Annotated in this window: 16 protein-coding genes; all 16 read left to right on the forward strand. The window is 38.1% G+C overall.

The features are described 5' to 3' along the window. The first annotated feature begins 109 nt into the window (after positions 1–109). Positions 110–856: a hypothetical protein gene (locus tag AC058W_RS03050; RefSeq protein WP_008688040.1), complete on the forward strand. Its 747-nt coding sequence runs from the start codon at positions 110–112 to the stop codon at positions 854–856. A 2-nt stretch (positions 857–858) separates the two neighbouring features. Continuing rightward, a complete protein-coding gene (locus tag AC058W_RS03055) occupies positions 859–1653 on the forward strand; it encodes a ParA family protein (RefSeq protein WP_117577930.1) in 795 nt (264 codons plus the stop codon). Beyond that, positions 1634–2563 (forward strand): ParB/RepB/Spo0J family partition protein, encoded by a 930-nt coding sequence (locus AC058W_RS03060; protein WP_117577932.1) that lies wholly within the window; start codon positions 1634–1636, stop codon positions 2561–2563. Before AC058W_RS03055 ends, AC058W_RS03060 begins: the two co-directional genes overlap by 20 nt. Before the next feature lie 112 nt (positions 2564–2675). Beyond that, complete coding sequence (locus AC058W_RS03065; RefSeq protein ID WP_008688043.1) at positions 2676–2987, forward strand: DUF6050 family protein; 312 nt, start codon at positions 2676–2678, stop codon at positions 2985–2987. Positions 2988–3118: 131 nt separating this feature from the next. Further along, a complete protein-coding gene (locus tag AC058W_RS03070; protein WP_008688044.1) occupies positions 3119–3517 on the forward strand; it encodes a hypothetical protein in 399 nt (132 codons plus the stop codon). Between the two features lie 13 nt (positions 3518–3530). Continuing rightward, positions 3531–3929, forward strand: coding sequence for a single-stranded DNA-binding protein (locus tag AC058W_RS03075; protein ID WP_005344165.1), 399 nt, complete (start codon positions 3531–3533; stop codon positions 3927–3929). A gap of 13 nt (positions 3930–3942) precedes the next feature. Continuing rightward, the gene (locus AC058W_RS03080) at positions 3943–4335 is read left to right on the forward strand and encodes a hypothetical protein (protein WP_008688048.1); all 393 of its coding nucleotides are present in this window, start codon (positions 3943–3945) and stop codon (positions 4333–4335) included. Beyond that, the gene (locus AC058W_RS03085) at positions 4328–5206 is read left to right on the forward strand and encodes a replication initiator protein A (protein WP_476389667.1); all 879 of its coding nucleotides are present in this window, start codon (positions 4328–4330) and stop codon (positions 5204–5206) included. The genes AC058W_RS03080 and AC058W_RS03085 overlap by 8 nt, the downstream gene beginning before the upstream one ends. Positions 5207–5215: 9 nt before the next feature. Further along, positions 5216–6034 carry a replication initiator protein A gene (locus AC058W_RS03090; RefSeq protein ID WP_008688052.1) on the forward strand — a complete coding sequence of 273 codons (819 nt, stop codon included), beginning with the start codon at positions 5216–5218 and terminating at the stop codon, positions 6032–6034. After that, positions 6034–6828 (forward strand): ATP-binding protein, encoded by a 795-nt coding sequence (locus tag AC058W_RS03095; RefSeq protein ID WP_118046439.1) that lies wholly within the window; start codon positions 6034–6036, stop codon positions 6826–6828. Before AC058W_RS03090 ends, AC058W_RS03095 begins: the two co-directional genes overlap by 1 nt. Positions 6829–6910: 82 nt before the next feature. After that, positions 6911–7402, forward strand: a complete 492-nt coding sequence (locus AC058W_RS03100) for a PcfB family protein (RefSeq protein WP_054752943.1) — start codon at positions 6911–6913, stop codon at positions 7400–7402. Further along, the gene (locus tag AC058W_RS03105; RefSeq protein ID WP_476389668.1) at positions 7399–9285 is read left to right on the forward strand and encodes a VirD4-like conjugal transfer protein, CD1115 family; all 1887 of its coding nucleotides are present in this window, start codon (positions 7399–7401) and stop codon (positions 9283–9285) included. Before AC058W_RS03100 ends, AC058W_RS03105 begins: the two co-directional genes overlap by 4 nt. Before the next feature lie 121 nt (positions 9286–9406). After that, a complete protein-coding gene (locus AC058W_RS03110; protein ID WP_029732077.1) occupies positions 9407–9547 on the forward strand; it encodes a Maff2 family mobile element protein in 141 nt (46 codons plus the stop codon). A gap of 147 nt (positions 9548–9694) precedes the next feature. Beyond that, positions 9695–9889 (forward strand): DUF1877 family protein, encoded by a 195-nt coding sequence (locus AC058W_RS03115; protein ID WP_479389694.1) that lies wholly within the window; start codon positions 9695–9697, stop codon positions 9887–9889. Positions 9890–9965: 76 nt separating this feature from the next. Continuing rightward, positions 9966–10268, forward strand: a complete 303-nt coding sequence (locus AC058W_RS03120; RefSeq protein WP_442969759.1) for a GNAT family N-acetyltransferase — start codon at positions 9966–9968, stop codon at positions 10266–10268. Continuing rightward, positions 10269–11085, forward strand: an 817-nt coding sequence (aac(6')-Ie, locus tag AC058W_RS03125; protein WP_110161797.1) for an aminoglycoside N-acetyltransferase AAC(6')-Ie, incomplete at its 3' end; no start/stop codon positions are given.

Below are 11085 nucleotides of genomic sequence, written 5' to 3' on the forward strand. Positions count from 1 at the left end.
TATCTTATGTTGAAATAACAGTATAGATAAGATATTGAAAATAATTCGGAATTGTTTCTGATAGGAACCTTCTTGAATGAGATGATGACCATTCAAAGGAGGTTTTTTTATGGCAAGAATTATGACAAGAAGAAAAGCCATACCCAAGGCAATCGAATTACTGCAATGTCTGCCACAGACGGAGGAAGTTGTGGAAGTGATACAGGCACTAAAAAAATATTCTTCCACGCCATTGGATAGATGGGATGCAGCCAGTGTATATGAAGCATTAGATGAATGGACAGAATCTCATAATGGTATACCACCGAGAATAAAAGAGTGTGACAGCCATAAAGAGCTACCAAGCCATATGGTCTTTGAAAAGCTTTTTGGAAAAACAGCCAGAGAATTTCTAAATGATTATTATGGTGAGATGGAATACGTAAGGATTGGACGTCATGGAACAAGGTGTGTGGATGATCAATATGATTTTTTGGAAATATTTAAAAACGAATTTGAACGGATACAACCGGCAACGTCAAAAATATATGATGCTTGTAGAAATCCAGAAACACCATCATGGGGAACGATTGCAAGAAGATGTAAAGTGTCTTCCTGGTCAGAGTTGGTTACACTGTCCGGTGTAGAAGCGAATTGCATTAGAAGAAGATATGACACATATAATATTAGAAATAAGTTGAGCGTTTCACAAAAAACGAATTTGGAAACGGATTTGACAGCACACGAACAGCAGGAAGAAAAAGAAAGATTTGAGGCATTGCTGATAAAGACGCATGATTTAACATTGCAGGCTGAAAATCAGAAAAAGGCAGAAAAAGCAGTTTCAAAACATACATTACGAATCGGGAGGAAATAGAGATGGCAAAAGTTATAGCAATAGTCAATCAAAAAGGTGGTGTCGCAAAGTCAACTTCCTGTGTGAATTTAGGAATCGGATTGGTAAAAAAAGGATATAAAGTTCTGGCAATAGATTTTGATCCACAGGGAAGTTTAACAGAAAGTCTTGGATATCAGAATCCAGATGAATTAGAAATAACAGTAGCGACAATTCTTCATTGTGAAATGAATGGTCTTGAATTACCAGAAGGATATGGAATTCTTCACCATGAAGAGGGAATAGACATTCTTCCGGCAAATATTGAACTGTCTGGGGTAGAAGTTAGTCTGGTAAATGTTATGAGCAGAGAATATGTGTTAAAACAGTTTATCAAGACAATTTCGCCAGAATATGATTATATCCTGATTGATAATATGCCATCGCTAGGAATGCTTACTGTAAATGCTCTTGCAGCAGCTGATTCGGTTATCATTCCGGTTATGGCACATTATCTTCCTGTTAAAGGATTGGAACAGTTGATGCAGACCATATATAAAGTTAGAAAGCAGATAAATCGAAAGCTTCAGATTGACGGAATCTTACTTACCATGGTAGATCGAAGAACGAATTTTTCAAAAGAGATTATAGAGTTGCTTCATGATAATTATGGCGAATATATCAATATTTTCAAGACTGCAATCCCGTTTTCGATAAGGGCAGCAGAGACGAGTGCTGAGGGAGTAAGTATTTATAAACACGATCCGAAAGGTCGTGTTGCCGAAGCTTATAAAAAATTGGTAGAGGAGGTGATTGGTGATGGCAGTGAAAGAAAGTAGTGCTTCAAAGATAAAATTCAAAGGGGTAGATGCATTATTCGGATTGTCAGAGGAGCAGGAGTGTGTGCGAGAAATTCCGCTGGACGAGTTGGATACATTCAAGAATCATCCGTTTAAAGTGTTTAGGGATGATAAAATGGAGGAAATGATTGAAAGTATTTCAGAATATGGAGTTCTTGTGCCAGGAATTGCAAGACCTTCAAATTCAGGGGAAAAGGATTATGAATTAGTTGTGGGACACAGAAGAAAATATGCTTGCAGGGAATTAGGACTGAAAACAATGCCGGTCATTATCAGAGATATGTCTGATGATGAAGCAACTGTGGTTATGGTCGATTCCAACATTCAAAGAGAAAATCTGCTATATAGTGAGAAGGCATTTGCATACCGCATGAAGTATGAAGCATTGAAACGTCAGGGTAGACGGACTGATTTAACTTTGGTCCAAGTTGAACCAAAGTTGAAAAAAAGATGGGCAGCTGAGATGGTTGGCACAGAAGTCGGAGAGACAATGAGTACGATCAAACGATATATACGCTTGACCTACTTGTCGAATTACTTGCTGGAGTTTGTAGATAAAAATGAATTGCCATTTACTGTTGCAGTTGATTTATCTTATTTGAAAAGTAATGAGCAGTCATTGTTACTGGCGTTTATAGGAACAACAAAGAAAATGCCAAATGGATCTCAGGCAAAAAAACTGAAAGACCTTAGCCAGCAAAAAGAATTGACTGGAGAAGATATAGAGAAAATTCTTAGAGGAGAAGCAAAAGTGAATTATCAGAAAATCAGTTTTTCAGAAAAGCAACTGCAAAAATATTTTCCACCAGATTACAAGAAAGAGCAAATCGAAAAAATAATTTTCCAGTTATTAGATTCGTGGAAAGCACAAACAGAGCAAAGGGGATGATAAAGTGGAATATGAAAAGCAAATAAGATATAATGATAGACAGATGCAAAGATATCAGGCATATCTTTCTAAAGTACAGAAGATAAACAGATTAGATAAGAGGACGAAAGAAATGACGATTGGAGATGTAATTAAAAAATCAATTCTGCCACTGGCATTTATGGTATTCTGGTTTTGGATGACAAAAACAATTATGAAGGTCAGTGGGCAGACGGATTGGTTCTGGTGGGTATTTATTGCCGGACTTCCATTTGGAATACATAAAATGCGGTTGATTCTAATTCCGAGAGGAATGGATACCACAGCAACACTTGGGATGGCTGCATTAAGTGTCATTATTGGAGCATTGATTGGAAGCATCATGATTCCAGTGTATGTGATCAGAGCGATATACGTGTTTATACGGTATGTCATTGGAAAATAGAATATTAGATTGATAAGAGGCAGGCTTGCGAAAATAAAAATCGTAAGTCTGCCTCTTTTTTTGTGCTTAAAAACAGGCAATTCAGGGGAATTCCCTTTTGCAAATATATATATTCTTGGAGGATTTTTAAGATGAGAGAGCGAATTGAAAGTAAGCATGTAACAAAGGAAATCAAAAGTCAGATGCCAGTGATTCCGGTGGCAATTGTTAAAGAAAGAGGCTGTACGTTCTGCCCATATTATCTGGGCAATTATGAGAAACAGCCACGCTGTATGATGAAAACCTGTGCCTGGGATGATGAAAATGAACGTTTCCATCCAGTTCTTCGTGAACTGATCCCATTTTACAAAGAGAAGATGGAAAAAGCAGAAGAAAAATTCCTGGCAATGAAAAAGATTTACACAACACTGTTAGGAATGTTTGCCGATGAAATGAAGCAAGAAGAGTTGGAAAAAGATGAATGTTACGGATGTGCCTATGGAAAATGTGGACCATGTATCGGTATCTGTTACAAATCAATGAAAGCATAGGAGGGGTAAGCCAATGAATACAACAGTTATTTCCGGGCGATTAGTAAGAAATCCCGGATACAACGAAGTGGAGAATGAAAAAGGACTTCATAAGATTGCCAAGTTCGTTCTGGCAGTCAGAAGAAATTATTCCGATGAAGTCAGTTTCATTCCGGTAAAGGCTTTTGCAAAGAAAGCAGAATTTGCCAGAGATTATCTGATGCAGGGAACGAAGGTCATGGTGGAAGGCGAGATTGTCACAGGTAATTATGAAGATAAGGATACCGGGAAAAAGATCTATACCACCGAAGTGTATGCAAACCGGATTGAATTCGCAGGTGCAAAAATGGTTGACAGACCACCGTTTCCAGAAGATGCGGAAGGGTTCTTAGAGATCCCAGAGGGTATGGAAGAAGAAATGCCGTTTAGATAGAGGAGGATAAAAGATGGTTTCAGTAGATCAGGCGTATATGGTAGGGCATATGAAAAATGCCGATGGAAGTATCAACAACAAAAATGTAGTGCTGTCAGCAGCATGTGAAGCAGCGGAACTGTTCCAGTGCATGATGGCAGTAAATCAGAAACTGGAGGACTGGCAGAGATTTAATCACACCTTGGAGATGCATCTTAGAAGTGTGGAATGTGAGAAAATCCATGATATCTGTCAGGCAGTATACGGAATGAAACATCCGTCCAATGAACTGGAAGGATTGTATCTGGCAAGAGAGGATGAACAGATATGCCTGCTGTACTATCAGGTGTTTGTAGGGATGCTGGAAATCAATATTAATTCAGCCGAAGTGCTGTACAAACAGAAGGAGGAAACAATCAATGAGTAAGATGGAGTATATGCCGGTAGATTGTCTGCAGGTGCCAAAGGTGCTGTTTCAGATGGAAAAATACAAAAATCTGTCAAATACAGCAAAGATTCTATACAGCTTATTTCTGGATCGTTTGAAATTTGCGGTGCAAAATGGCTGGGTAGATCATAACGGGAATCTGTTTGTTATCTATCCCAAAAGTGAAATAAAGAAAGACCTGAATACGACTCGATATGGAGTAGATCAGGCAGTACAGGAACTGGTTCAGGTTGGTAAACTGGTGCGTATCATTCCAAACAATGGAAAGGCGAACCACTTTTATATCAATGGTATTTATGAAAATGAGATGGAGGAAGAATCAATGATGACATTAGATACTATCATGGCAAATATGCCGCTGGCTGAAAGAGAAATTATTATGGATAAGATGGTGAAAGCATCCAGAGATATTTTTGAAACTATTGCGGATATGGGATATATTGATCAATATGAAACGTCTTTAACTGCAATGGAAAAGCGAGGATACCAGGATGAGCTTGGAGAGATGGATATTGATCAAATTCAGGCTGATGGATATGAGTTTGGTATGGATCTTGCATTTGGAATTCTGGAGGAAAATGAAAATAATCCTGCTCGTGTGTTAGATATCCAGAAATATGTGAACAGACAGTATGAAAGCTGTTCAAAAAAGAAGTTTATGAAGGTACTGGAAACCCTTGTTCATGCGATAGGGAATGATGAAGGCTTTATTGGTGATATGTATGCTTGTAACAAGAAGGCCAGAAATTATTATTTGGACGAAATGATTCAATCATTCAATTTTGTATTTGATGAGATGTGTCATGGTACAGGCAGTGCAGCAAATTGTGATTTTGATGTAGAAGAGTAGGAAAATATTATGGCAGATTTTGAATATTTCAGAGCAGAAGAATCTGACCAGTTTTCTTTTTTTCGGATACCAAAAGCTCTGTTCACAGAAAAAGAGTTTGCAAGCCTGTCCACAGACGCAAAGCTCCTTTATGGAATTCTGCTTGATCGAATCAGCCTGTCCAAGAAAAATGGCTGGATTGACAGTGATGGTTATGTCTATATCATTTACACGATTGCAGAATTGCAGGAGCTGTTGCGAATGTCGCATACAACAGTAACAAAGCTTCTTTATGAGCTTGACAGTGTGCATGGGATTGGATTGATCGAACGGTATCGGCAGGGGAATAATCGTCCTTCTGTCATATATGTGAAAAATTTTGTGAAACGGATCAGAGGAAAGCCAGTAAGATACGTTGCTTCTGGAACGCCAGAAACTGGAAATCCAGACTGCAAAGAATTGGAAATCCGGATTGCAAGAAACTGGAAGTCCGGAACGCAAAAAAATAGAAGTCCGGACTGCAAGAATCTGGATGGAAGTAATACTAAGATAAATAAGACTGAAAAGAATCATACTGATAAGAGTAAGGGCAATACTCACGCTTTGGAAGAAAAATTCAGTCTGTATGGGAGATTTAAAAATGTTGTTCTGTCGGAAGCTGAACTGCGGGAGTTGATGATGCTTTTTCCATGGGATTACCAGAAACGAATTGATCATCTTTCTGTTTATATGAAATCCAGTGGAAAAGAATATCAGAACCATTTTGCAACAATCTGTCTTTGGGCAGAAAGGGATGGAACCAGGATAGGAATGGATAAATATGAATTTCAGGAAGGAGAAAGCCTGTGATGGCAAACAAAGTAATAGCAGATTATCTGGACGAAGAGGGATGTCTTCATTGTGGCATCTGTGGAAAAAGAAAACAGATGAAAGTCAGTCTGATGGGTTTTGAGCATGTAGTGTCCTGTTTGTGCGAATGCGAGGTAAAAGCCAGGCAGGAACTGGATGAGAAGATGCAGAGGGAAGAAGCACAGCGGCAGCTTTATCAGAGAAAATCCGTCGGACTTCGGGAAAGAAGATTCTGGGAATGGAAATTTGAAAATGACAACGGAAGCAACCAGAAGATACTAATTGCCAGGCAGTATGTAGAAAACTGGACAGATATGAAGAGAAAAAATGTAGGATTGCTTTTGATGGGACCGGTTGGAACCGGGAAAAGTTTCTTTGCAGGCTGTATTGCAAATGCACTTTTGGAACAGGGAGAACGTGTCATGATGACAAATTTTTCTAGGATCTTAAATGAAATGACCAGCTATCAGGCAGATAAGAACCAGATTATACAAAATCTTGTGGATTATCCGTTGCTGATTATTGATGACTTGGGAATAGAACGAAATTCCGAGTTTGCTTTGGAGCAGGTCTATAATGTGATAGACAGCCGCTATTGTAAAATGCTTCCGCTGATCATAACAACGAATCTGGGACTGAATGAAATGAAGTCCACAGATTTGGATACTGCCCATCAGCGTATTTACAGTAGAATACTTGAAATGTGTGTTCCCATCTATTGTGGTGGAGAAGATAAGAGAAAAGAAGAAGGGACAGAAAAACTCGTACAGGTGCAGAACCTGATTACCGGTTAATCTGTCTTTTTTCATTAAAGGGGGTGATTGCCATGATTACAGATTTGGACAGCAGTTGAATCGCTGAAAGGAGGGAAAAGTCATGCAGGAAGAGGTAACTCAGAAAACGGTCACGTTCTGTATTCGGGCTACTAAGATTACGGCAGACCTGTTGAAAAAGGTTCTTGTTGCGTATCTGCGTCATCAGAAGCAGAAATCAGTAGAGAAGAAAGCACAGAAAAATCAGCCGAAACAGGGAAAGGTCACGGTAAAAGAGCTGGCAAAACAGAATGCCGGGATGGTCAATATCGAGATCACGGACAAAAATATCAAGTCCTTTGAACGGTATGCCAGAAAATATGGGATCAATTATGCTCTGAAAAAAGACAAGAGCAAAGAGCCGCCGGTTTATCTGGTATTTTTCAAGGGACGTGATCAGGATGCCCTCAATGCTGCTTTCCGTGAGTTTTCCCAGAAACAGATTCAAAAAGCGAATAAACCTTCCATTCATAAGCGTCTTGCAGCTTACCGGGCAATGATGCCAAAGAAGACGAAGGACAAAGTAAAGAACCGACATCAGGAACAGAGCCGATGAAGAAACAAAACGGCAATAATCTGATGCAGAAGTGGAAGAATAAAGCTGGGGTCAGGCTGTCCGCCCTGGATAAAAAGAAACTGGTTCTTACAAATCTTCCCTATGTTCTGACCGCTTTTTATGCGGACCGGGCATCCTGCTTATACAGGAGCAGTCCTGGAGAAGATATAGGGAACAAACTGTTATATGCGATGGAACATGCAGATCGGATCTTTACAGGGATTCTGTTGAGCTTTGACCTGAGAGATCTATTGGTTGGAGTTACTGTCGCAGTTATTTTGAAACTATTGGTTTGGCAGAAACAGTCAGATGCAAAGAAACTTCGGAAGGGAATCGAGTATGGTTCAGCCAGATGGGGAACTGCAGAGGATATCAAGCCTTATATGTCAGATGATCCCTGGATGAATATTCCGTTGACAGCAACAGAAGCATTGACTATGGAAAGTCGACCAAAACAACCGAAATATGCAAGAAATAAAAATATTGTAGTTATTGGCGGTAGTGGTTCCGGTAAGACACGATTTTTCGTGAAACCGTCGGTCATGCAGATGAATTGTTCCATGGTCATTACAGATCCAAAGGGCACTCTCATTGAGGAGTGCGGGAAGATGTTAGCAAAGGGATCGCCTAAGAGAGATAAGAATGGAAATATTATGAAAGATAAATCTGGAAAAGTGGTTCATGAGCCATATGTGATTAAGGTTTTGAATACCATTAACTTTTCAAAATCGCTTCATTACAATCCATTTGCTTATATACGGTCTGAAAAAGATATCTTGAAGCTGGTGACAACAATCATTGTGAATACCAAAGGCGAAGGGGAAAAAGCTTCCGAAGATTTTTGGGTGAAAGCAGAGAAATTGCTGTACACAGCACTGATTGCTTTTATCTGGTATGAAGGGGATGAAGAGGAAAAGAATCTGAATACCCTTCTGGATCTTTTGAACGAAAGCGAAACCCGTGAAGAGGATGAAACTTACCAGAATCCTGTGGATATGATGTTCCAGGAGCTGGAAGAAAGAGATCCGCAGCACTTTGCGGTCAGACAGTATAAAAAATATAAAATGGCGGCTGGTAAAACGGCGAAGTCGATTTTGATATCCTGTGGAGCCAGACTTGCCCCATTTGATATCGCAGAACTTCGTGAGATCATGTCTTACGATGAAATGGAACTGGATAAGATCGGGGATAGGAAAACAGCCTTGTTCTTGATTATGTCCGACACAGATACAACCTTTAACTTTGTGATTGCCATGTTACAGTCACAGCTTTTCAATCTGCTTTGCGATAAGGCAGATGATGAATATGGTGGAAGACTTCCGGTGCATGTGCGTGTCATCGCTGATGAGTTCGCAAACATTGGTCAGATTCCTCAGTTCGATAAGCTGATCGCAACTATCCGAAGCAGGGAAATCTCTGCTTCTATTATTTTGCAGTCCCAGAGTCAGCTAAAGGCAATGTATAAGGATAGTGCAGATACCATTCTGGGCAACTGTGATACTACACTTTTTCTTGGTGGCAAAGAGAAAACTACCTTAAAGGAAATGAGTGAGCTTCTGGGGAAGGAAACCATTGATCTGTATAACACTTCGGAGACGAGGAGTAATCAGAAGTCCTTTGGATTGAATTACCAGAAAACAGGCAAACAGCTGATGACGGAAGATGAGATTGCAGTCATGGATGGAGGAAAATGTATCCTGCAGATCCGTGGTGCCAGACCATTTTTCTCGGATAAATATGATATCACGAAACACAAAAACTATCGGCTTCTTGCAGATGAAAACGAGAAGAACCGGTACAAAGTAGAAAAAGAGTCAAATCCGCAGTACACACCGAAACCCGAAGAAGAGGTGGAGGTAATTCAGGTAGAGCTGTCGGAGTAACCTTGGGAATGAACGAAAAATAATGAGGAAAGGAATAACTGACATTAGGTGCGCCGGCTTTTTAGTCGGTGTTTTTTCATTCCCGTAAACACCTGAAAGAAGTCAGTTTTGGTGACTGTATATGGCATTTTTTAGCAGTGCAATTACAACTTTAAAAACTCTTGTAGTCGCAATCGGCGCAGGTCTTGGCGTGTGGGGTGTCGTAAACCTTCTGGAAGGATATGGAAATGACAATCCCGGCGCTAATGCTCATGTGCGGTAAAGTAACACACAAGAATTTAATAGACAACAGCCCCTCACTATTCCTAAAATTAAGGGAAAATAAATAGATTCTTTCTCTAAAATCTGTATGGTAGAATATGATTATGAACAAATCAACAAACAAGAATTGATATGGGAGGATAACAATATGTCAAGATTAGGTATGCTTTATGCACTGAACGAAGAAGATGTAAAAAAACTTCGCTCTGTGCCAGAAGAAGAACGATATGAATATATGTTGGAAGAAATAGAAGAAGCCTTAATCGGAAGTCCGCGCAGTTGTGAATTAGATAAAGCATGGGAGGGTATTCAGTATTGCTTAGGTGGTGGACAAATAGAATGAATGAAGATAATTGCATCCCGACTAATATTGTCTTTGGCGGAGAAGTTTTGGTAGAAACGGATGATGAAATTATTACATTGAAGAAAATAATAAAATTATAGGATTTGCATATTGCTATACACTTTTAAGACCTGATGGAAAAACAATGTTTTATTTACACTCAATAGGAATGTTACCTAACTATCAAGACAAAGGTTATGGTTCAAAATTATTATCTTTTATTAAGGAATATTCTAAAGAGATTGGTTGTTCTGAAATGTTTTTAATAACTGATAAAGGTAATCCTAGAGCTTGCCATGTATATGAAAAATTAGGTGGTAAAAATGATTATAAAGATGAAATAGTATATGTATATGATTATGAAAAAGGTGATAAATAAATGAATATAGTTGAAAATGAAATATGTATAAGAACTTTAATAGATGATGATTTTCCTTTGATGTTAAAATGGTTAACTGATGAAAGAGTATTAGAATTTTATGGTGGTAGAGATAAAAAATATACATTAGAATCATTAAAAAAACATTATACAGAGCCTTGGGAAGATGAAGTTTTTAGAGTAATTATTGAATATAACAATGTTCCTATTGGATATGGACAAATATATAAAATGTATGATGAGTTATATACTGATTATCATTATCCAAAAACTGATGAGATAGTCTATGGTATGGATCAATTTATAGGAGAGCCAAATTATTGGAGTAAAGGAATTGGTACAAGATATATTAAATTGATTTTTGAATTTTTGAAAAAAGAAAGAAATGCTAATGCAGTTATTTTAGACCCTCATAAAAATAATCCAAGAGCAATAAGGGCATACCAAAAATCTGGTTTTAGAATTATTGAAGATTTGCCAGAACATGAATTACACGAGGGCAAAAAAGAAGATTGTTATTTAATGGAATATAGATATGATGATAATGCCACAAATGTTAAGGCAATGAAATATTTAATTGAGCATTACTTTGATAATTTCAAAGTAGATAGTATTGAAATAATCGGTAGTGGTTATGATAGTGTGGCATATTTAGTTAATAATGAATACATTTTTAAAACAAAATTTAGTACTAATAAGAAAAAAGGTTATGCAAAAGAAAAAGCAATATATAATTTTTTAAATACAAATTTAGAAACTAATGTAAAAATTCCTAATATTGAATATTCGTATATTAGTGATGAATTATCTATACTAG

The organism is Blautia sp. CGZ-1-C1, assembly GCF_056504575.1.

Bases quoted from the DNA above. Each gene is read 5' to 3' on its own strand.
- AC058W_RS03085 (WP_476389667.1), top strand. From the start codon at position 4,328: ATGAGTAAGATGGAGTATATGCCGGTAGATTGTCTGCAGGTGCCAAAG.
- AC058W_RS03115 (WP_479389694.1), top strand. From the start codon at position 9,695: ATGTCAAGATTAGGTATGCTTTATGCACTGAACGAAGAAGATGTAAAA.
- AC058W_RS03080 (WP_008688048.1), top strand. From the start codon at position 3,943: ATGGTTTCAGTAGATCAGGCGTATATGGTAGGGCATATGAAAAATGCC.
- AC058W_RS03100 (WP_054752943.1), top strand. From the start codon at position 6,911: ATGCAGGAAGAGGTAACTCAGAAAACGGTCACGTTCTGTATTCGGGCT.
- AC058W_RS03055 (WP_117577930.1), top strand. From the start codon at position 859: ATGGCAAAAGTTATAGCAATAGTCAATCAAAAAGGTGGTGTCGCAAAG.
- AC058W_RS03090 (WP_008688052.1), top strand. From the start codon at position 5,216: ATGGCAGATTTTGAATATTTCAGAGCAGAAGAATCTGACCAGTTTTCT.
- AC058W_RS03050 (WP_008688040.1), top strand. From the start codon at position 110: ATGGCAAGAATTATGACAAGAAGAAAAGCCATACCCAAGGCAATCGAA.
- AC058W_RS03065 (WP_008688043.1), top strand. From the start codon at position 2,676: ATGACGATTGGAGATGTAATTAAAAAATCAATTCTGCCACTGGCATTT.
- AC058W_RS03075 (WP_005344165.1), top strand. From the start codon at position 3,531: ATGAATACAACAGTTATTTCCGGGCGATTAGTAAGAAATCCCGGATAC.
- AC058W_RS03105 (WP_476389668.1), top strand. From the start codon at position 7,399: ATGAAGAAACAAAACGGCAATAATCTGATGCAGAAGTGGAAGAATAAA.
- AC058W_RS03070 (WP_008688044.1), top strand. From the start codon at position 3,119: ATGAGAGAGCGAATTGAAAGTAAGCATGTAACAAAGGAAATCAAAAGT.
- AC058W_RS03095 (WP_118046439.1), top strand. From the start codon at position 6,034: ATGGCAAACAAAGTAATAGCAGATTATCTGGACGAAGAGGGATGTCTT.
- AC058W_RS03060 (WP_117577932.1), top strand. From the start codon at position 1,634: ATGGCAGTGAAAGAAAGTAGTGCTTCAAAGATAAAATTCAAAGGGGTA.
- AC058W_RS03110 (WP_029732077.1), top strand. From the start codon at position 9,407: ATGGCATTTTTTAGCAGTGCAATTACAACTTTAAAAACTCTTGTAGTC.